The organism is Agilicoccus flavus (assembly GCF_014857905.1).
GTDB lineage: Bacteria > Actinomycetota > Actinomycetes > Actinomycetales > Dermatophilaceae > Agilicoccus > Agilicoccus flavus.
Genome location: NZ_JACYXE010000001.1, coordinates 775,043 through 795,713, shown reverse-complemented (window position 1 = coordinate 795,713; position 20,671 = coordinate 775,043). Strand labels below are relative to the sequence as shown.

18 protein-coding genes and 3 pseudogenes are annotated in these 20,671 nt (G+C 70.1%); 13 read left to right on the top strand and 8 right to left on the bottom strand.

The window, feature by feature from the left end; translation table 11 throughout:
• Positions 1-398 precede the first annotated feature (398 nt).
• The 5 genes and pseudogenes from ICW24_RS03630 to ICW24_RS03610 form a co-directional block, all read right to left on the bottom strand.
• A complete protein-coding gene (locus ICW24_RS03630; protein ID WP_226344313.1) occupies positions 399-758 on the bottom strand; it encodes a SpoIIAA family protein in 360 nt (119 codons plus the stop codon).
• A 2-nt stretch (positions 759-760) separates the two neighbouring features.
• A pseudogene (locus ICW24_RS03625) lies at positions 761-1,199 on the bottom strand (VOC family protein).
• Positions 1,200-1,515: 316 nt separating this feature from the next.
• Complete coding sequence (locus ICW24_RS03620) at positions 1,516-2,022, bottom strand: DinB family protein (protein WP_226344312.1); 507 nt, start codon at positions 2,020-2,022, stop codon at positions 1,516-1,518.
• A 205-nt stretch (positions 2,023-2,227) separates the two neighbouring features.
• On the bottom strand, positions 2,228-3,196 hold the full coding sequence (locus tag ICW24_RS03615; RefSeq protein ID WP_226344311.1) for a DUF6454 family protein: 969 nt from the start codon (positions 3,194-3,196) through the stop codon (positions 2,228-2,230).
• Between the two features lie 191 nt (positions 3,197-3,387).
• A complete protein-coding gene (locus tag ICW24_RS03610) occupies positions 3,388-4,254 on the bottom strand; it encodes a PI-PLC domain-containing protein (protein ID WP_226344310.1) in 867 nt (288 codons plus the stop codon).
• A 325-nt stretch (positions 4,255-4,579) separates the two neighbouring features.
• On the opposite strand from ICW24_RS03610, the gene ICW24_RS03605 reads away from it, so the two are divergent.
• From ICW24_RS03605 to ICW24_RS03590, 4 genes and pseudogenes are all read left to right on the top strand, one after another.
• Positions 4,580-5,995 (top strand): sugar porter family MFS transporter, encoded by a 1,416-nt coding sequence (locus ICW24_RS03605; protein WP_226344309.1) that lies wholly within the window; start codon positions 4,580-4,582, stop codon positions 5,993-5,995.
• Positions 5,996-6,015: 20 nt separating this feature from the next.
• A pseudogene (locus ICW24_RS03600) lies at positions 6,016-7,365 on the top strand (ABC transporter substrate-binding protein).
• Positions 7,366-7,376: 11 nt separating this feature from the next.
• Positions 7,377-8,789, top strand: coding sequence for a purine-cytosine permease family protein (locus tag ICW24_RS03595; RefSeq protein WP_226344308.1), 1,413 nt, complete (start codon positions 7,377-7,379; stop codon positions 8,787-8,789).
• 30 nt (positions 8,790-8,819) lie between these two features.
• Complete coding sequence (locus ICW24_RS03590; protein ID WP_226344307.1) at positions 8,820-9,152, top strand: hypothetical protein; 333 nt, start codon at positions 8,820-8,822, stop codon at positions 9,150-9,152.
• A 282-nt stretch (positions 9,153-9,434) separates the two neighbouring features.
• Here the strand turns inward: ICW24_RS03590 and ICW24_RS03585 are convergent, their stop codons facing one another.
• Positions 9,435-10,412 carry a sugar-binding transcriptional regulator gene (locus ICW24_RS03585; RefSeq protein ID WP_226344306.1) on the bottom strand — a complete coding sequence of 326 codons (978 nt, stop codon included), beginning with the start codon at positions 10,410-10,412 and terminating at the stop codon, positions 9,435-9,437.
• 148 nt (positions 10,413-10,560) lie between these two features.
• On the opposite strand from ICW24_RS03585, the gene ICW24_RS03580 reads away from it, so the two are divergent.
• The 7 genes and pseudogenes from ICW24_RS03580 to ICW24_RS03550 all read left to right on the top strand — a co-directional run bounded on the left by ICW24_RS03580 (position 10,561) and on the right by ICW24_RS03550 (position 17,127).
• On the top strand, positions 10,561-11,961 hold the full coding sequence (locus tag ICW24_RS03580; protein WP_226344305.1) for a sugar ABC transporter ATP-binding protein: 1,401 nt from the start codon (positions 10,561-10,563) through the stop codon (positions 11,959-11,961).
• A gap of 97 nt (positions 11,962-12,058) precedes the next feature.
• The gene (locus tag ICW24_RS03575) at positions 12,059-13,360 is read left to right on the top strand and encodes an ISL3 family transposase (RefSeq protein ID WP_226344304.1); all 1,302 of its coding nucleotides are present in this window, start codon (positions 12,059-12,061) and stop codon (positions 13,358-13,360) included.
• Between the two features lie 16 nt (positions 13,361-13,376).
• Entirely contained in the window at positions 13,377-13,607 is a 231-nt protein-coding gene (locus ICW24_RS03570) for a hypothetical protein (RefSeq protein ID WP_226344303.1), read from the top strand.
• A pseudogene (locus ICW24_RS19595) lies at positions 13,604-13,969 on the top strand (ABC transporter permease subunit); the annotation flags it as partial. The gene ICW24_RS03570 and the pseudogene ICW24_RS19595, both read left to right, overlap by 4 nt.
• A gap of 34 nt (positions 13,970-14,003) precedes the next feature.
• A complete protein-coding gene (locus ICW24_RS03560) occupies positions 14,004-15,416 on the top strand; it encodes a xylulokinase (RefSeq protein ID WP_226344302.1) in 1,413 nt (470 codons plus the stop codon).
• Complete coding sequence (locus ICW24_RS03555; RefSeq protein ID WP_226344301.1) at positions 15,413-16,447, top strand: zinc-dependent alcohol dehydrogenase; 1,035 nt, start codon at positions 15,413-15,415, stop codon at positions 16,445-16,447. The genes ICW24_RS03560 and ICW24_RS03555 overlap by 4 nt, the downstream gene beginning before the upstream one ends.
• Positions 16,444-17,127 carry a class II aldolase/adducin family protein gene (locus ICW24_RS03550; RefSeq protein ID WP_226344300.1) on the top strand — a complete coding sequence of 228 codons (684 nt, stop codon included), beginning with the start codon at positions 16,444-16,446 and terminating at the stop codon, positions 17,125-17,127. Before ICW24_RS03555 ends, ICW24_RS03550 begins: the two co-directional genes overlap by 4 nt.
• A gap of 70 nt (positions 17,128-17,197) precedes the next feature.
• Here ICW24_RS03550 and ICW24_RS03545 read toward each other — a convergent pair whose 3' ends face one another.
• Positions 17,198-17,755 carry a DUF4396 domain-containing protein gene (locus tag ICW24_RS03545; RefSeq protein WP_226344299.1) on the bottom strand — a complete coding sequence of 186 codons (558 nt, stop codon included), beginning with the start codon at positions 17,753-17,755 and terminating at the stop codon, positions 17,198-17,200.
• 133 nt (positions 17,756-17,888) lie between these two features.
• On the opposite strand from ICW24_RS03545, the gene ICW24_RS03540 reads away from it, so the two are divergent.
• Entirely contained in the window at positions 17,889-18,176 is a 288-nt protein-coding gene (locus ICW24_RS03540) for an FmdB family zinc ribbon protein (RefSeq protein WP_226344298.1), read from the top strand.
• 22 nt (positions 18,177-18,198) lie between these two features.
• Positions 18,199-19,452 carry a formamidase gene (gene fmdA, locus ICW24_RS03535; protein WP_226344297.1) on the top strand — a complete coding sequence of 418 codons (1,254 nt, stop codon included), beginning with the start codon at positions 18,199-18,201 and terminating at the stop codon, positions 19,450-19,452.
• Between the two features lie 161 nt (positions 19,453-19,613).
• On the opposite strand, the gene ICW24_RS03530 is transcribed toward fmdA, so the two are convergent.
• Positions 19,614-20,636, bottom strand: a complete 1,023-nt coding sequence (locus ICW24_RS03530; RefSeq protein WP_226344296.1) for a hypothetical protein — start codon at positions 20,634-20,636, stop codon at positions 19,614-19,616.
• Between the last annotated feature and the right edge of the window lie 35 nt (positions 20,637-20,671).

The window sequence follows — 20,671 nt, the reverse complement described above, 5'->3', positions numbered from 1 at the left end:
AGGAGCTACGGAACGCGATCGTGCGCTGGATCGAACGGACCTACCACCGACGCCGGCGACAAACCGCCCTCGGACGATTGACCCCCATCGAGTACGAGACCATCATGACAACCCACGACACCACGCCAGCCACTCAGGCTGCGTGACCCAACCTGTCACCTGATCGTGCAGCAGTCCCGACCTCGTGCTCCACGTCGGGCTGTCCGTTCGGGAAGCGCACGCGCACCGGGTCACTCAGGCGCCTTCGGACGGGCTTGCCTTCAAGCTTCGTTTTGCTGGGGTCTGCGTGGAGCTCGCACTCCTCTTGCGGGTCCGTGTCACCTCTGCCTTCGATGCGTCTCGCTGTGCGCCGGCGCGTCCGACCGGCTCGCGCCACTATCAGAACCGGCGAGGCAGCCTCAGCCCGTCACCCAGGCCCGCGCCTGAGCCTCCTGACCGACGTCGAAGGTGCGGATCTCGCCCGGCAGGGCATGCCCTGCGACGTCGGAGATCCGCCGCAGCCAGTCCTGGTGGGCGACGATCGCGCAGCGCTCGACGTGGCGGATGATCGGGATGTTCTTGAGGTCCTCCCAGATCGCCTGCGGCTCGATGTGCCGCAGGTCCACGTCGCCGTACCGGGCGAGCAGGCGCAGGCTTCCGTGCTCGGCGACGACCTGCTCGAGCACCGCCCGGCAGGCCTTCATCTCCTGCGCGTCGAGGGCGCCGGAGTAGTCGATGGTCACGAGGTCGGTGCCGGTCTCGACGTGGGTGGTCAGCATGGTCAGGACTCCTTCTGCAGCTCCTCCGCGAGCATGACGATGATGCCGCTGGGGCCGCGGACGTAGGTGAGCTTGTAGACGTCTTCGTAGGTCGCGACGCCGCGCAGCGGGTGGCAGCCGTGCGTCGCGGCGATCTCGAGGGCGGCGTCGAGGTCGTCGACGGAGAACGCGACGCGGTGCATGCCGATCTCGTTGGGCAGGGTCGGCTCGGTCTCGATGGCGTCGGGGTGGACGTATTCGAAGAGCTCGAGCCGGCCGTGGCCGTCCGGCGTGCCGAGCATCGCGATGTGGGCGTGGTTGCCGTCGAGGCCGGTGGCGACCTCGGTCCAGTCGCCCTGGACGGTGTCGCGGCCGAGGAGTCAGCCCCAGGTCGGTGAAGAAGGCGATCGTGGCGTCGAGGTCACGGACGGCGATGCCGACGTTCTCGAGTCGGATGGGCATGGGGCGAACGCTACCGAGGCGAACGGTGTCCTGCTCGAGGTCCGGCGTGAGGCGCCCGCGGCCGTCCGAGGTCGGTCTCCGCGCTCCACTCGACCGGCGTCGGGCGGTGTGCAGGATCGAAGAACACGATGGACGACATCGACACGAACGCCGGATGTCATCAGCGCAGGTCACGAGGTTGCAGGGAAACGCGGGGATGCTGTCCATGTCGTCGTTGCGGTTCTTCCCCCGAGCAGATGGGGCTCGAGGTCCGCCGGGTCGGGGCGCGGTCCCTCGTTCGGGCTGGGAGGCGCCGGCCGGCCCGGATGCGCGCCCGTCACCCCTCCCCGGTCGCGCCGTCGAGCAGCTCCCGGACGGCGTCGAGGTGCCCGGCGTGCCGGGCGTACTCCTGGAGCACGTGGAAGCAGATCCACAGCACGGTCGGCGGGTCGGCCTCGAAGCGCCCGCCGACCGCCGCGTCGTCGCTCAGGCCGACCTCGGCGAGGATCTCCTCCGTGCGGCGGCCGCCCGCGTGCAGTCGGTCGAGGAGGCTGTCCAGGGTGTCGTCGTCGCGCAGCCGCCACCCGCCGTCGGGGGCGGCGTCGCCCCACGGCTCGTCGACGGGCTCGCCGAGCACACCCCACACGAACCAGCGACGCTCCATGTGCACGAGGTGGGTGAGCAGCTCCAGCGGGCTCCAACCCGACGGCAGGACGGGCGCCCGGAGCTGGGCGTCGGTGAGTCCGCGCAACTTGCCCTCGACGACGTCGCGGTAGAACGAGAGGTAGTTCGCGAAGAGGCCCGCGGTGTCGGCCGACGACGCGGGCTCGGGGAACGTGGTCATGGTCCTGCTCCAATCGTCGCGCCGGGCGGGCGCTCACCGAGTGCGCGAGCTCCCGAGACCAGAGTGCCAAGCGCGCCACCCGTCGGCAGCCGGGATCGTGCCCGGCCTCGGCGGGTCAGGTCCCCCCGGCCCACCGCCGGGGCCCGCGGCGACGTGACGCAGCCGCGGGCCCCGAGCGACAGCGGGCCGCCTGGGAACGTGCCCCTCAGCGCGCGCCGCTCACGTCGGCCTCGTACGTGAGGATCTGGGTGCCCTTGCCCTCCTCGGCGTCGTCGGGCGCCGCGTACATCGTCAGGTGGTCGCCGGACGACGTGAACATCGTGGGGTTCCGGGTCGCCACGTGCCCGGCCGTGGACCACTGCTGGAAGGGCACCTCGTGCAACACGTTGCCGGTGCTCAGGTCGAGGAGGGCATACCCGCCGAGTTCGTAGGCGACCCCCTCCTTCTGCGTCGGGAGGTTGGTGACGCCGGTGCACAGGGCGTTGCGTCGCTGCACGTACTTGCAGTCCTGGTAGTCGATGAAGTGGCTCGTGTTCGCCCAGCTGCGCAGCTCGCGGCCGGTCAGGGTCCACTCGTAGAAGCGGCGCGAGCCCCAACTGTTGCCGACGAGACGCTGGGTGGCCTTGTCGTACACGAGCCCGCCGACGTGGTCGTCGACCTCGAACATCCGTTGCGCCCGCAGGGTTCTGGTGTCGACGCGGTAGACGATCGCGCTGCTGTGGGGGCGGTACTGGGCCACCGACACCCAGATGTTGCGGCCGTCGACGTCGATGCCGCCGGGGTGGTAGTTGTCGCCCTCGCCGAGGCGGATGTCGCGCAGCAGCTTCCCGGCACGGTCCATGACGAACAGGTGCCCCACGCCCTTGCCCGGGGTGCGGTCCATGCCGTCGACCGGCTTCGGGTAGCGGGTCGTCGGCTCGATGATCTCCACGGACGACAGATAGATGCGGTCGCGGGTGACGACGAGGCCCTGCGGGTGGAACGTGTCGAAGGACAGGTCGAGGGTGTCCGTCAGCGTCCAGGCGGTGGTGCGGTCGGTCGAGCGGATGGTCGTCTCGAGGCCGTGGTCGCGGCCCGGAGGCGCGGCGCTCGCGGCGGGGGAGGCGGCGAGGCCACCTCCGACCAGGACGGCGCCGACGGCGACGTGGACGAGGGGGGTGAGGTGACGAGGCACGATGTGCTCCTTGACGGGTCGGGCGGATTCCGGGTTCACCCTGGGGCGCCGGCCGAGGCGCCGGCGAGGGTGTGTGCACGGGCGAGAAGGTGACGCCGGCCCGAGGTCGTGGGTGGGCCGGTCGGCGGCCGGGAAAGCAGGCGGCGTCGGTGACGTCGCGGGCGACTCCGGGCCGGGGTCGTGGGACCGCGTCAGCGGCGACGGCGTTCGGCGGGGTCGTTCCTCGTGAGGAAGCGCTCGAGGTCGGCGAGGTGATCGGTGTTGATCTGGTCGACGTCGGCCGCGATGAGCTCACGCCACACGTTCGCGCGCGGGGTGCCGGGAGGGTCGGGGGTGGCCCAGAACCGCACCTCGTAGCCCTGCAGGTGGGCGAGCAGGACGGTGCGGCGCAGCCGACGACGCTCCGCGGTGGGCATCGGGCCCACACCCGCCCAGGCGAACTGCTTCGTCCAGTTGTCGCTGATCACGGTCATGAGTTCGGGATCGATGCCGCTCGCGAGGTCGGTCATGCGGCCGTCGTAGGCGGACCAGCGGGTGGTCGCGCTCTCCATCGCGGGCAGGTCCCGATTGCCCGAGATGACGACCTCGACGGCGCGGTCCCGGCGCCGGCCGTTCGTCCACGACGTGACGACGTCGGGATACTCGGCGAGCGCCGCCTCGATGGTCGGCCACGCCTCCTTCTCCGACTTGACGTCGATGTAGAGGCGGAACCGCTCCTTGCTTCCGCGGTACACCCTGCCCTTGTTCTTCCGCACGACCGCTCGCAGCGGCTCCAGGTAGGTGTCCCGCAGGGAGCGGGCGGGGTCGGGGGCGTCGTGCCCGATGAGGAGCCGGCCGTCGACGAGCCACACGTCGGCCTCGACGCTGGTGAAGCCGTGCGACAGGGCGTCGAGCAGTGGGCGATCGTGCTCGTAGTCGTTGTGGGCGTGGGCCCGGCCCAGCGGCTGGACTTTGTCCCGGCCGGGGGGCGACACCGCGGACGAGGAGGGGGCGAGAAACAGGGGGAGGGCGATCAACGCCGTGACGAACGCAACGAGAAGCCGGGCATATCCGCGCATGCCTGAATCGTGTTGTGCCGGCGAGCGATCCGCTCGTCGAGCGGGCGAACATCGGGCGAACGCCGGGGGGTCGGGACGCCTCGTTCTCGGCCGACCGGATGAGTCGGTGCGGCGGCGGACGAGGACGCCGGGCGCCTCGCTCGTCCTGCCTCGCGGTGGCCCGGCGGAGGCGGCAGTGCGGGGTCGGACCCGAGGTGCCGGCCCGGGCCCTGGTGACTTCGTTACCGTTTCGTGTCGAGATCCTCGCCCTCCCGCTAGCGTCGGCCGTCCTAGCGTCCCACCCACGGTGGCTCCGCCATGACGACCGATCAGAGCGAGATTCCCCATGACTCAGACAGCTTCGCCTCCGGAGCGGTTCTACGCCGCCCGAGTGATCCAGCTCGCGACCGTCGCCGCCCTCGGCGGCTTCCTCTTCGGGTTCGACACGGCGGTCATCAACGGCGCCGTGACACCGATGCGCGAGGACTTCGGAATGAGCGCGGGCCTCACCGGGTTCGTCGTCTCGTCGGCGCTGCTCGGGTGCATGCTCGGCGCCTACCTGGCGGGCCGGTTGGCCGACCGCATCGGGCGCATCAAGGTCATGGTGTTCGCGGCCGTGCTCTTCACGATCAGCGCCGTCGGCTCCGGCCTCGCGTTCGGCCCGTGGGACATGATCGTGTGGCGCGTCGTGGGCGGTGTCGGGGTCGGCGCCGCGTCGGTCATCGCCCCCGCCTACATCGCCGAGATCTCACCGGCCTCGATCCGGGGACGGATGGGCTCGCTGCAGCAGCTCGCGATCGTCACGGGCATCTTCCTCGCCCTGCTGTCGGACTACGCGCTCGCCGCGGCCGCCGGCGGGGCCGCCAACGACCTCTGGTTCGGCCTGGCTGCCTGGCGCTGGATGTTCATCGCCGAGGTCCTCCCGGCGATCGCCTACGGCGTGCTGTCGTTGACGATCCCCGAGTCACCCCGCTACCTCGTGGCCAAGGGCGAGACCGAGACGGCGCGCGCGGTCCTCGGGAAGGTGCTCGTCGACGGCGTCAACGACCGCATCGCCGAGATCGCGCGGACGGTGCGCCGCGAGGCGCGCACGTCGTTCGCGGACCTGAAGAAGCCGAGCGGGGGGCTGCTGCCGATCGTCTGGATCGGGATCGCCTTGTCGGTCTTCCAGCAGTTCGTCGGGATCAACGTCATCTTCTACTACTCCGCGACGCTGTGGCAGTCCGTGGGCTTCACCGAGGAGGACGCGCTCACGCAGACGGTGATCACCAGCGTGACCAACATCGTCGTGACCCTCGTCGCCATCGCCCTCATCGACAAGATCGGGCGCCGCAAGCTCCTGATCACGGGGTCCGCCGGCATGTTCGTCAGCCTGGGGGCCATGGCGTGGATCTTCAGCCAGGCCCCGCTCGTCACCAACGCCGACGGCTCGACGTCGCCCGCGCTCAGCGACACGGGCGGAATGGTGGCCCTGGTCGCCGCCAACGCGTTCGTCGTCTTCTTCGGGATGTCCTGGGGCCCCGGCGTCTGGGTGTTGCTCGGAGAGATGTTCAACAACCGCATCCGGTCGACGGCCCTCGGCCTCGCCGCCGCGGCCCAATGGCTCGCGAACTTCGCGATCTCCACCACCTTCCCGAAGATGGCCGAGGTGGGCCTCTGGTTCGCCTACGGCTTCTACACCGTCGCAGCGCTCGCCTCGCTCCTGTTCGTGTTGAAGTTCGTGCCGGAGACGAACGGGCGGCAACTCGAGGACATGGACTGAGTCGTAGACGAGAAGACCTGATGATCGGACGGTCGCGATTCGTCTCCGTCGGGGCGGTGGCCGGCCTGCTCGCCCTCGCCGCTTGCGGCACCGGTGGTCCCGCGGACGACACCGGCCGGCGGCTGACCATCGCGGTGGTCGACAACGGCGACCTGGACCGCCTGCGCGAGGTCAGCACGGCGTTCACCGACGCCCATCCGGGAGTGACCCTGGAGTGGGTGCGCGAGGGCGAGAACGAGCTCCGGGAAACCGTCTCGACGGACGTGGGGACGAGCGGCGGGCGCTTCGACGTCGTGACGATCGGCACCTACGAGGCCGAGGTGTGGTCGGGGCGGAAGCTGTTGACTCCGTTGACGGGGATGCCCGAGGGGTTCTCGCCCGACGCCTTCATCCCCACGGTGCGGGAGGCGCTCTCGCACGAGGCTCAGATGCTCGCCGCGCCGTTCTACGCGGAGTCGTCCTTCACGATGTACCGCACGGACCTCTTCGAGAAGGCCGGCCTCACCATGCCGGAGCGGCCCACGTGGGAGTTCATCAACGGTGCCGCCGCGACCCTCGGCAAACCCGGGGACGTCGACGGGATCTGCCTGCGCGGAAAGCCCGGCTAGGGAGAGAACATGGCCTTCGTCACGGCGATGGCGCACTACGGCGCCCGCTGGTTCGACGAGAATTGGATCGCCCAGTTGAACAGCCCCGAGTGGAAGGCCGCGACGGGAAACAACCTGTCGCTCGCGACGCTCGCGCCGGCGGATGTCGCGTCCAACGGATACCGGGAGAATCTCGCTCTCTTCCAGCAGGGGAAGTGCGCGATCTGGGTCGACGCCACCTCCGCGGCGCCGTTCGTCACCGACCCCGAACGATCTTCCGTCGCCGACGAGGTGGGCTTCGCGTTCGCGCCCGGGACGGGCCGGGGAAAGCCGAGCAACTGGCTCTGGTCATGGGCGTTGGCGGTGCCCGAGAGCGCCGGGAACAAAGGGCTCGCAAAGGAGTTCGTGGCCTGGGCCACCTCCACCCGGTATCGCGATCTCGTGGCCTCCAGGTACGGCTGGGCGAACGTCCCGCCCGGCGCGCGAACCGATCTGTACGACGAACCGCGGTACCGGCAGGCGGCCCCGTTCGCGGGGCTCGTCAAAGAGTCGATCGAGACGGCGGACGTGACGGAGCCGACGACGAAGCCCGTTCCCTACGAGGGGATCCAGTACGTCGCCGTGCCCGCCTTCCGCAGCATCGGCACGGCGGTGGGGCAACAACTGACGCAGGCCATCCGGGGTGAGATCACCCACGAGAAGGCCATCGAGAACTCCCAGTGGGTCTCCGACCGCGTCATCGAGCAGACCCGACTGCTCGCCGACCGAACAGAAGGCAAGTGAGGGAGCCGACCGTGGCCAGGACAACGGACGAGATCGACCGGGAGATCGCGGAGACCGACCCCGAACTGCTCCCGGTGGGCGACCACGAGCGGCACGGGCCGGGCCACTTCGCGGGGCTCTACGCCGCAGAACACGTCGCCGGTACCGAGTTCGTGTTCGGGGCGACCTTCGTGATCCTCGGCGCGGGGATCTACGACATCCTCATCGGGCTGCTCATCGGGAACACGCTGGCGGTGCTCAGCTTCTGGCTCATCACCACTCCCATCGCCCGGCAGGCGCGCGTCAGCCTCTACCGCTACCTGCACCTCATCGGCGGGGACGCCGTCTCCCGGCTCTACAACGCGGCGAACGCGCTCATCTTCGCGGTCATCTCCGCCGCGATGATCACCGTGTCGGCCACCGCGGTCCGCCGCGTCGTGGGTTTCCCGGCCCAGACCGAGGCCTATCCCACCCACGTGGGCTTCATCATCATGGTGGTGCTGTTCAGCCTCGTCGCCGTTCTCGTGGCGGCGTTCGGCTTCAACGCCCTGGCCGAGTTCGCGACGATCTGCGGCCCGTGGCTCATGGTCATGTTCACCGTCGGCGGCATGGTCCTGCTGCCCGCGGTCGCCGAGTCCGTCACCGGTTACACGACCGTGGGCAGCTGGCAGGAGTTCGTCGACATCGCCGGCGCGACGGTCTTCACCGGGGTCACCCCCGATGGAGAGCCCGGTATCGGGGTGTGGGAGGTCGCCGGTTTCGCCTGGGCGGCCAACACGTTCTCCCACTTCGGTCTCATCGACATGGCGATGCTGCGCTACGCGAAGAAGAACTGGTACGGGCTCATGACGAGCACGGGAATGATGTTCGGCCACTACGTCGCCTGGATCTCCGCCGGATTCATGGGGGCCGCCACGGCCGCCATCACGTTGACGAGCATCACCGTTCTCGTGCCGCGCGACGTGGCCTGGTACGCCCTGAGCTGGGCCGGGTACGTCACGGTCATCGTCGGCGGGTGGACGACCGCGAACGCCAATCTCTATCGCGCCGGGCTGGCGGCACAGGGCGTCTTCCTGCGGTTCTCCCGGTCGAGGGTCACGATGCTCGTGGGTGTCGCCGTCATCGTCGCCGCGTGCTTCCCGTTCGTCTACCGCAACTTCCTGCCTCTCGTGACGTACGCGGGGGTGGTCCTGGTCCCGATCGGCGGCATCGTCTTCGCCGAGCACCACCTCTTCCCGCGGCTCGGGCTGACGACGTTCTGGTCCCGTTTCAAGGGCGTCCGCAACACCCCGGCGATCCTCACCTGGGCGATCTCCCTCGCCTTCGCGGGCGGTGTCATCGCCCTCGGCGTCATTCCCTACTACTTCGTGTTCGTGCCGGTATGGGCCGTTTCCATCGGCCTCTACATCCTTCTCGCCAAGCGGTCCGGCGCGGCGGACAAGTAGCCGGAAGAAGAGGCCGACGAGAAGCTCTTCATGGAGCGCGCGCAGGTGTTCAAGGAGCGTGAGGCCCGCACGGCGCCGCATTCCGAGACCAAGGACACGAGCCTGCTCTCACGCGTGCTGCGGGCGGTCTGGATCGTCACCCTCGTCGTCATCGTCGTGGACGCGGGCATCGTGCTGTTCTCCAGCCCCGACATCTTCGCCTACCTCACCCAGCGCGAGACGTTCTACGCCATCGCCACCTGGGGCACCGTCATCTACTTCGCCGCCGCCTACTGGGAACTGCGCCGTGGCAAGGCGCACGCCGCCGCGGAACACGCCGACCCCGACGCGCGCTCGAGGAAGGCGGAACCCGCCACGACGTGACATGGGGGGCGCCTACTCCAGGCTGAGACTGCTGCGCGCCCGCTGGAGGTCCGTTACGCAGATCCGAGCTCAGGGTCGACGCGGTCTGCGCCGAGGGACACTCGGTCGAACATCATGCGCTCGAGGGCCGCGGCGACGGGTCGATGACGGCGTTGCTGAGGCGGCGCAAGGTGCCGTCCACACGCACGTCGATCGGCCCGGCGCGACTCGCAGGGGACGCGGTAGGAACAACGCACGGCCCATCGGTAGCCGGCCATTGGGGTATCGCGTCAACTTGCGGCCTCAGCGCACCAGCAGGGCCTGCGCGACGCTCGTGTCGGTCACCAGGGACGTGACGAGGTTGGCGTGCAACGCGGCCCTGATCGAGTCGGTCTTTTTGGGTCCCCCGGCGATGAGAAGTCGCTCCGGGACGGCTCGAAGTTGCGGCAGGCTCACCCCGAGGACGTGATCGTCGAAGTCGGGGATGTGGCGACCGGTCCGGTCGAAGAGGATTCCGGCGATGTCGGCCTGAACTCCCCGCGCGAGCATCCGGTCCCGTTGGCCCTGAGGCAGGCCGTCGAAGAACCTCGAATCCGGGGGATCCCACGAACCGACGGCGATGAGGGCGATCGTCACTCGGTCAAAGGCGTCGAAGGCGGCGGCGATCGCGGGGTCGGCCTTGAGGGCGCGCGCCGCCTCTGCGGTGGCCACCGTCAGGGGCGCGTAGATGAGCTGAACCCTCCCGTCCGTGCTGCTGACGAGGCGTCGCACCAGCTCGACAGGGTTGTCGCTGAGGTTGCCGCTCATGCCGGTGAGTTGGACGATCTCGCGGGGAGTGAGCCGTCCGGTGCGTCGAGTCGTGGCGTCGATCGTGCGCCCTGAGCTCAGACCCAGCACATCGCCCGTCCCGACGATGTCGTCCAGCAGTCGCGCACCGGCAGCGCCCAAGGCGTCCCGAACGGTCTGCGGCTCGGAGTCGCGCGGCGTCACGACGATCGCGCGGCGCAGGCCGAACGACCGGCGGAGGCGCAGTGAGAGATCGGCGTCCACGGACTCGGGAACCCGGATGTCGATCGTGACGATCCCGGTCCGGAGGGCCATCTCGAGCACGCGGCTCACCTTGAACCGCGACAGACCGAACTCCTCGGCGATCTCGACGCGGGATCGACCGTCGACGTAATGCCGGCGAGCGACGGCCGCCATCTGCATGAGGTCGTCCAGCGCGAGGGTCTCGAGCGCGTCCGGACCGGTGGCGCGCTCCCCGCCCTGCGTCGCGCTCATCCGTGCAGCATAGGCGTTGACCGGTGCTCGGATGGTGACTAGAGTCACACGCCTGCACACATGTGCAGGTGAAGTGCGACATCACGCACATCTGTAGATGGTGTCGCATCTCGGAGTGAGCCCGTCATCGACGACGAAGGAGCCGCTCGTGGGCCCTGGTACTGCCTCGGCGGACGCGACGACCGACATCCTGGAGTGTCAGGACCTGCACAAGTCGTTCGGTGGCGTCCCGGTCCTCAAGGGGGTGACGCTGCGACTGCAGGCCGGCACGGTCACTGCCCTGGCCGGCGAGAACGGCGCCGGGAAGTCGACCCTGATGAAGATCGCCTCGGGTCAGTACCGGGCCGACGAAGGGCAGGTCCTCGTCGAGGGCACCCCGCTGAGCGCCGGCAACATGCAGGTGGCCCACCGGCTCGGCGTCGCGATCGTGCCTCAGGAGCTCGCCTCCATCGACGACATGACCGTCTACGAGAACCTCTTCGTCGGCAAGGAGCTACGGCGGGCCGGTCTGCTCGATCGCCGCGCGATGATCCGCCGGGCCGAGGAGGCCCTCGCGGAGTTCGACGTGAAGATTCCGCCGGACGTCCGGATGGGTTCGCTGTCGGTCGGCAAGCGCCAGATCGTCGAGATCGTCAAGGCGTCTCAGACCGGCGCGCGCATCCTCCTGCTCGACGAGCCGACCTCGGCCATCTCCGAGCGAGAGGTGGAGGGCCTCTATCACGTCGTGCGGCGGCTGCGCGCCCAAGGCGTGGCCATGGTGTACACGACCCACAAGATGGAGGAGATCCGAGCCCTGGCCGACCGGGTCGTCGTGCTCCGCGACGGGAACCTCGTCCTCGACCAGGCGATGACCGAGACCAGCGACGACGACATCGTCACCGCGATGATCGGCCGCGAGCTCGGCACGCTCTTCCCCGAAGCGGGAACTCCCGGTGACGACACCGTCCTCACCGTCAGGGGCCTGCAGGTCGTGGGGGCTTCGGGCCCCGTCGACCTCAGCGTGCGCCGCGGCGAGATCCTCGGGTTGGCGGGTCTGGTCGGGGCGGGTCGCTCCGAACTTCTCGAGGCCGTCTTCGGGGTGCGGCCCTCGACCGCGGGACACATCGAAGTGAGCGGACGCGACGTCCCCCGGGGAAAACCCGCCCGTGCCATCGCGTCGGGGATGGCGTTCGTCCCCGAGGACCGCAAGCACGCCGGGGCGGTCCTCGGCATGACGATCCTCGACAACGCGTCCCTGCCGAGACTCCGCGCGTTCAGCGTGGGCGGATGGTTGCGGGGTCGTCGGCGGATCGACCAGATCGCCGCCGCAATGACATCTGTCCGACTCCGTAGTCGTGGGCTCACCCAAGAGGTGGGCACGCTCTCCGGCGGTAATCAGCAGAAGGTGGTGTTGGCCCGCTGGCTCACCGGCAAGGTCGACGTGCTGCTGCTCGACGAGCCGACCCGGGGTGTCGACGTCGGGGCACGTTCGGAGATCTATCGGATCATCGCCGACCTGGCCGCGGACGGAATGGGGCTCTTCCCAGATGAGGGTGTAGGTCGGGGTTGAGCCCGTTCGGTTGGGGCGGGGGCGCGTCGGTCCCCGGGCAGGTGTCGAGGTCTCCCAAGATGGAAGTTCTCACGCTCACCATCTGGAAGACCTCGACATGCGCGACGCTACCTTCACCGACCCCGACCTGACCACGTTCACCGGCCTGGACGGCCTTGGTCTGCACGTCGTCGCTCAGCGCCTGGACCCGGACAAGGCCGTGCTGGCCTGCCGTGTCGTCGCTGACGACCGCTGGTGTCGACGCTGCGGATGTGAGGGCCGCGTCCGTGACAGTGCCGTGCGCGAGTTGGCCCACGCGCCGCTGGGGTGGCGACCGACGGTCCTGCACGTGCGGCTGCGCCGCTACCGCTGCACCGGGTGCGGGCACGTGTGGCGTCAAGACCTCTCCTGCGCGGCGGCGCCGCGGTGCAAGCTCACCAGGACCGCGCTGGCGTGGGCGTTGGAAGGACTCGTCGTCGCTCACCTGTCCATGACCCGTATCGCCGACGCCCTCGGGGTCGCGTGGGACACCGCGAACACCGCCGTGCTGGAGGAGGGCCGCAGGGTCCTGATCAGCGACAACACCCGATTCGACGGCGTCAAGGTCCTCGGCGTGGACGAGCACGTGTGGCGTCACACCCGCAAGGGTGACAAGTACGTCACCGTCATCATCGACCTCACTCCCGTCCGTGAGGGCACCGGCACGGCGCGACTGTTGGACATGATCGAGGGACGGTCCAAGGCCGCCTTCAAGACCTGGCTCGCCAGCCGCGACCAGACCTGGCGGGACGGCATCGAGGTCGTGGCCATGGACGGCTTCACCGGTTTCAAGACCGCCGCCGTCGAAGAGATCCCGCAGGCGGTGACGGTGATGGACCCCTTCCACGTGGTTCACCTGGGCGCCGACGCCTTGGATGAGTGCCGACGGCGGATCCAGCAGGACATCTTCGGCCGGCGCGGACGCGCCGCTGACCCCTTGTACCAGGCTCGCCGCACCCTGCACACCGGCGCTGACCTGCTCACCGAACGACAGAAGATCCGCTTGGACGGGTTGTTCGCTGACGAGCGCCACGCCGCGGTCGAGGTCACGTGGGGCGCCTACCAGCAGATGATCAACGCCTACCGTGACCCCGACCGCGCCGCCGGGAAGGCCACCATGACCGCCCTGGTCGAGGCCACCGCCACCGGCGTCCCCGCCAGCCTGCCCGAAGTCGCCCGCCTGGGTCGGACCCTGCGCAAACGCGCCGAAGATGTGCTCGCGTTCTTCGACCGGCCCGGCACGTCCAACGGCCCCACCGAGGCGATCAACGGACGCCTCGAACACCTACGCGGCATCGCCCTCGGGTTCCGTAACCTCACCCACTACATCGCCCGAAGCCTCCTCGAGGCCGGCGGGTTCAAACAGCACCTACACCCTTAATTGGGAAGAGCCCGGAATGGCCGTCGTCATGGCCTCCTCCGACATGCCGGAGATCCTCGGGTTGTCGCATCGAGCTCTCGTCATGCGGGGCGGCCGCGTCGTGGGCGAGCTGGACCGCGACGAATTGTCCCGCCCCGATGTGCAGGCCACGATCTTCCACCTGGCAGCGGGTCTGGGCGCCGGCACCGACGACCGCGCCCCCGACCAGTCACCCACCGATCCCGATCCGGAGGATTCCCTCAGATGAAGCTCGCTCGCCCTGGGCAGCCCGCCACGGCCGGCCCGTCCGTCGTGGAGTCCCCGACGACCGGTGAGGCGGTCAACCGGTTCAGTCGGGAGTGGTTCCTCGCCATCGCGTTGCGCTACTCGATGCTGATCGTCGTCCTGCTCGTGATCGCCTACTTCAGCTACCGCAGCGCGCGCTTCTCGACGCCGGACAACATGGTGACGATCCTCATCGCCGCCGCCCCGTTCGCGCTCATCGCTCTGGGGCAGACCCTCGTCATCCTCACCGGAGGGATCGACCTCTCGGTCGGCAGCGTCATCGCGGTGTCGGCCATGAGCGCCGCAGCCGTCGCCAAGGCCAACCCCGGGCAGATCTGGATGACCGTCCTCACGGCCATGGCCGTCGGTCTGATCGCCGGTGCGATCAACGGACGCCCGGGAGTGGGGCCCCGCCGTCGACGCGGCGGTGCGATCGGCCGTCGAGGCCCTGGGCCTGGACGCCCCGGACGCCGTTCGACGGATCACGCACGTCGCGATCTCCCACCAGCGCGAGACGTTCGTCTGCCTGGACGAGGACGCCGAGCCGCTCGGCCCGGCCATCCTGTGGCTCGACGGCAGGGCCGGTGACCAGATCCGTCGATACGGCACCGACCGTGTCGAGCGCCTGTGCGGCAAGCCCGCCGACATCACACCCGCGCTCTACAAGATCGCGTGGCTGTCGGAACATCGCCCCGATCTCATGGCTTCCACCCGGCACCTCGTCGACACCCATGCCTACCTCGCCCACCGGCTCACCGGCCGATGGGTGACGTCGACGAGCTCGGCCGATCCTCTGGCCCTTCTCGACATCGCCGCGGGGGCGTACAGCCCCGAGCTGCTCTCGATCGCGGGGCTGAGCGAGAGCCAATTGCCCGAGCTGCACACCGCCGGCACAGACCTCGGCGCCATCTCGGACGATGTCTGCGCAGCCTGGGGGCTTCCCGCGGGCGTGCGTCTCGTGGCGGGCCTCGGGGACGGCCAGGCGGCCGGCCTGGGCGCGGCCGTCACCACGCCCGGGCAGGGCTACCTCAATCTCGGCACGGCGGTACTCATCGGCACGGAGCGGCAGGGCTACCAGCCGTCGCGGGCCTACCGCTCCCTGTGGTCGGTGACGCCCGGACAGACCACGCTCGAGACGTTCCTGTCCTCGGGCACCTACCTGCCCACCTGGTTCCGCGAGCAGTTCGGGCGCCGCAAGCTGGCGGGCGCCCCCGACCCCGTCCTCGAGGACGCCGCCGGGGCCGTCCCCATCGGCAGCGACGGACTGATGACGCTGCCCTACTGGAACTCGGCGCAGACACCGCACTGGGACGCGCAGGCCCGAGGTGCCGTCGTCGGCTGGCGCGGATCGCACACCAAGGCCCACACCTACCGATCGCTCCTCGAGGGAGTCGCCTTCGAACTGCGGGCGCAGCTCGACGGACTCCAGGAGCAGACCGGTACCCCCATCGACGCACTGCACACGATGGGCGGAGGCAGCCGCAGCGCGTTGTGGACCCGCATCGTCGCCGACGTCCTCGACCGCCCGTTGCGCATCTGTGCGGAGGCCGAGATCAGCGCGTTGGGCGCGGCCATGGTCGCGCACGTCAGCGCCGGCACCCACCCGGATGTGCGAGCGGCGGCCGATGCCATGGCCTCGGTCAGCGGGATGGTCTCGCCGGACCCGGAGCGGGTCGCGCAGTACGAACCGCTGCGGGCTATCTACGCCGAGCTCTATCCCACCCTGCGCGAGACGCTCCACCGCCTCGACTCGCTCGGGACGAGTACACCCCCGATGACAGGAGAAGCATGAAGGCTGCGATGTTCTACGGACCCGGCGATCTGCGGATCGAGGACGTGCCACACCGTGACCCCGGCCCCGGTGAGCTGCTCGTCGACGTGCGAGCGGCCGCCACCTGCGGAACGGACCTGAAGTCCTACCGGCGCGGTCACCCGAAGCTCTTCCCGACCCTCCCCGCCCGCTTCGGCCACGAGTTCTCCGGAGTCGTCACGGCGTGCGGTGACGGTGTGTCGGACTTCGAGGTCGGTCAGCGGGTGGTCGCCGCCAACACTGCACCGTGCGGGCATTGCTGGGCCTGCACGATCAACCGCCCGAGCCTCTGCGAGAACCTCGAGTTCCTCAACGGGGCGTTCGCCGAAGAGGTCGTCGTTGCCGCGAGCATCGTCGCTCGCAACACCTACGCGATCCCCGATTCGCTCTCGTTCGAGGCGGCCGCCCCGCTCGAACCGCTCGCCACCGTGGTGCACGGCATGGAGGAGAGCGGAATCGCCCTCGGCGACACGGTGGTCGTCCACGGATGCGGCCCCATCGGGCAGATGTTCGTGCGCCTGGCCACGTTGCGTGGCGCCTCGGTCGTCGCCGTGGACAGCGCCGGCGGACGGCTGGAGCGGGCCAAGGCGGCGGGGGCCGTCGAGGTCGTGGACCTCACCGGTCTCTCCGGCGACGACGTCGACGCGGCGATCGTGCGGCAGACCCCCGGAGGCCGCGGGGCGGACGTCGGGATCGAGGCCGTCGGGCTGCCGCAGGTCTGGGAGCAGACCGTACGGACCCTCCGCCCCGGGGGCACTGCCGTCCTCTTCGGGGGTACGCCACGCGGGGCGGGATTCACCGTCGACTCGTGCGACATGCACTACGAGGAGTACACGCTCAAGGGGGTGTTCCATCACACGCCCAAGCACGTGAAGATCGCGGTCGACCTGCTCGTCAGCGGACGCTCCGACGGGGAATCGCTCGTCACCGAGAGCCGTCCCCTCGATCAGCTCGTGCCCAGCTTGGAGGACATGGCCGCCGGCCGAGGCTCCAAGTACATCCTCGTTCCGTGACGTCCACCCAGGAGACGAACATGTTGCTGGCAGTCGAAAGAGAAGCCGTCGCTGCGGCCTGCAAGCGTCTGCGCCGAGAGGGGCTCGTCGTCGGTACCGCGGGCAACGTGTCCGTTCGCGTCGACGATCTGGTCGCGATCTCTCCCAGCGGTGTCGACTACGACGACCTGAGCGCCGCCGACGTCGGCGTGCATGATCTCGACGGTGTCGCGGTCGAGGCAGCCCTGGCGCCGAGCAGCGAACTGCCCCTCCATCTGGCCATCTACCGAGGAACGTCACACCGCGCCATCGTGCACACACACGCGCCGGCCTCCACGGCCCTGTCGACGGTGGTGGACGTCATCCCGCCGGCGCACTACTACACGGCGATGTTCGGGGGACCCATCCGGGTGGCGCCATACGCGACCTTCGGTTCGCAGGCCTTGGCCGCGAACGTCGTCGCAGCCTTGGCCGATCGGTCAGCGGCCCTGATGGGCAACCACGGAGCCGTGCTCGTCGGGGCCGATCTCGCGAAGGTCCTCGATCAGACCGCCTACCTGGAGTACCTCTGCCAGATCCAACTCCTCGCCGGTCCCTATCCGTCGACGCAGCGGGTCTTGGATGACGCGGAGATCGCGCGCGTCGCAGAGGGGTTGGCCGGATACGGCCAGACCTCCACGTCGACGCGGCCCGAGGGGTGAGGCGCGCGACGGGCGGTTGAGGGTGACGGTCCGGGTCCGAGCCGTCGACGGAACAGCGCCCGCCCCCCTCTCACAACAGACTGCCCACGGCGGCGGCGAACCCGCCGAGCAGGAAGCCGGCGATGCCGAACGCGAGCGGGCGGTTGTCCATCGGCGCGCCGTGGCCGAGGGCGCCGTGGGTGATGGCGTGGCCCTTCCCGCGGCGCAGGAGGTAGCGGTTGACGGGCAGGGCCGCGAAGAACGCCACGAGCAGCGCGATCGCCATCGAGACCCAGAACAGCGGGTTCGTCAGGCCGGCGTCCATCGCGCCGGGCACGAGCAGCATGACGGCGTTGTCCACCACCTCCATGGTGGCGATCGACAGCGTGTCGGCGGCCAGGACGAGGGAGAGGGCCGAGCCGAGGGCGATGCCGCCCCGCACCAGGGGGAGCGCCGACAGGGAGTAGCCGAAGACGAAGGCCAGGCCGATCGCGAGGGCGGTCGTCGGGAGGGTCGCCCAGCCGAGCGCAGTGCCCACCATGAGCCCGACGATCTCGCCGATCGCGCATCCCGTCAGGCAGTGCAGCGTCGCGCCGACCGCCATCCCGGACATGTCGTGGTGGTCGTGTTCTGCGTGTGTGATACCCATGGGGGGTATAAGGACGCGAGGTGGCACGGCATTCCGGGCGGCGGGTTTCAGGGGTTGCCGCCCCCCGGTCGCCACGGCAGGATCAGGCGCATCGCCACGGGCCCTCTACCTCTCGCGGCGACGGAGGCGAACGATGCCCACCTACCTCTTCCGGTGCGCGACCTGCGGGGACACCGAACGCGTCTTCCCCATGGCGAGTGTCCCCGCCACCCTCGACTGCCCCGCGTGCGGCGCCTCCGCGCGCCGCCGCCCGACCGGCGCGGTCCTCGGAGTGGGGACGAGCCCCGCGATGCGCCTCCTCGACGCGACAGCCCGCTCCGCCTCCGAGCCGGCGGTCGTCCCCTCCGTCCCCGCCGCCGGCGGTCGACGCGTCCGGCCGGTGACGACGAACCCCCTGCACCGCCGCCTGCCCCGCCCGTAGTCCGTCCACGAAGGAGCCCGCCGTGCCCGAACTCGTGTTCCCCCTCGACTCGACCAAGCCGTTCACCGAGCAGGTGCTCGTGGGCCACAACCGTTGGCACCCCGAGATCCCCGCGCAGGTGCACGTCAAGCCGGGGGACGAGTTCCGCGTCCACTGCCGGGAGTGGTTCGACGGCGCGATCCGCAACGACGACTCCGCCGACGACATCCGCGACGCCCCGCTCGACGCCGTCCACCGCCTCTCCGGCCCCATCGCCGTCGAGGGCGCGAAGCCCGGCGACCTGCTCGTCGTCGACATCCTCGACCTCGGGCCGATCCCGCAGGAGGACTCCGGCCCGCTCGCCGGGCAGGGCTGGGGCTACACCGGCATCTTCCCGACGAAGAACGGGGGAGGCTTCCTCACCGAGCAGTTCCCCGACGCCTACAAGGCCGTGTGGGACTTCTCCGGGCAGAGGGCGACGAGCCGGCACGTGCCGCACGTGTCGTTCACCGGCATCACCCACCCCGGGCTCATGGGCACCGCCCCGAGCGCCGAGCTGCTCGGTCGATGGAACACCCGCGAGGCCGCCCTCATCGCGACCGACCCGGAGCGCGTGCCGCCCCTGGCTCTGCCGCCGCTGCGCAAGGACGCGATCCTCGGCTCGTTGGCGGAGGCGGAGTACGACCGCGTCGCCTCCGAGGCCGCCCGCACCGCCCCGCCGCGCGAGAACGGCGGCAACCAGGACATCAAGAACCTCACCCGGGGCACGCGCGTGTTCTATCCCGTGTTCGTCGACGGCGCGAACCTGTCCGTCGGCGACCTGCACTTCTCCCAAGGCGACGGCGAGATCACGTTCTGCGGGGCCATCGAGATGGGCGGCTTCATCGACCTGCGCGTCGACCTCATCAAGGACGGGATGAGCACGTACGGCGTCGGGGAGAACGCGATCTTCATGCCCGGCAACACCGACCCGCAGTACAGCGAGTTCCTCGCGTTCTCGGGCACCTCGGTGACGCTCGAGGGGGAGCAGCGCTACCTCGACTCGCACCTCGCCTACCAGCGGGCCTGCCTGCACGCCATCGACTACCTCACGGCGTTCGGCTACTCCCCGGAGCAGGCGTACCTGCTGCTCGGGGCCGCGCCGATCGAGGGGCGGCTGTCGGGCGTCGTCGACATCCCCAACGCGTGCGCCACCGTGTACCTGCCGACCGCGATGTTCGAGTTCGACGTCCGGCCGGGGCCGGGTGGGCCGACGAGGATCGACCCCGGGCAGGGGGCGCCGCACTCGGCGTTCTGACCGCCCGGCGGCTCCGGCGCGCGCCGCCCCGCACCGCATCGCCGATCCGGTGGCCGATCAGCACCCGTCGGCCCGTCGGGAGGAGTCGTCCGCGGCGTCGAAGAACCATTTGGGCCGGGTCGACCACCCCGCCGAGGCGACCCTCAGGACACATGCGCTGGTCAGCGCGTTGTCGTCCGCGGGCGGTCCGGATCGACCCGGCCCAAATGGTTCATGAAGTCGGGTGGCCGCCAACCGGCGATCTCTCGCGCGCAATCCCTGAGCCACTCGACGTCGCCGGTGGCCATGTCGAACGTGCACGGCGCGATGACCCAGCCGCGGGTCATCGACCCCAGGGTCCGGCGGCACCCCTTGAGGAAGTCGCTCCTGGTTCCGTGGAACTCATACCCGTCGGCCTCGAACGCGATGCCGCGACCCACATCGGCGAGGTCGAACCGCATGGATCCCCCGCCCGGGGGCGTGAACTGCAGATCGAGGCTCAACTCCTCGACCCCGGTCAGGACTGCGCGTAGCGCTGACTCGAAGGGGTTCTCCGCCAGCGCGTTCGCCATGCGGGCCACCGAGCGCGCCTGGGCGACGTTGCGCCCGCGGTAGACGTCGGCCGCCTCCCGCAGCTCGATCGGGCCGACGTCGCCGGCGCGCAGCGCCGAATCCGCGACGGCCAGCGCCTCGCGCACCGGGAGCGCTGCCGCGCAGTCGAGTACGGTCCGCAGCGGGGAAGTGACTCCGTCGCGACGTTCGTCGTCGCTGAGATCCCGCCGGTGGATGGTCGCGAGCGCGGTCCGGTCGTGCCGGACGTGACGGAACGCAGGGACGGCCACCTCGACGCGCTCCGGCTCGCGCAGGATCGGCCAGTCATGTCGGCGTGCGGCGCTGCGCAGAGCGAGCGCCGCGTCGAGGCCGCCGGCGATGGCGGCGTCGCGACGCAGCGACAACAGATGGCCGCGCGGCGGTTCCTCGTCCCACCTGGCCCACGACCTGCCGCCGGCCGTTCCGACCACGCGCGCCCGCATGACCTCGGGGTCCGCGTAGACGCCGCCCCCGACGGCGACGACGACCCCGTCCGCGACGGCCCGGCGCAGCGTGCCGCGAGAGGAGGCGGCCACGAGGTCGGCGGCGTGGGCCACACCGTCGCCGGCGGCGAGCGCACGGGCGAGGTCGGCGAGGCGGTTGCGGTGGGTCACGGCACCAACATGCGACAACCGGCGGATGGGTCCCG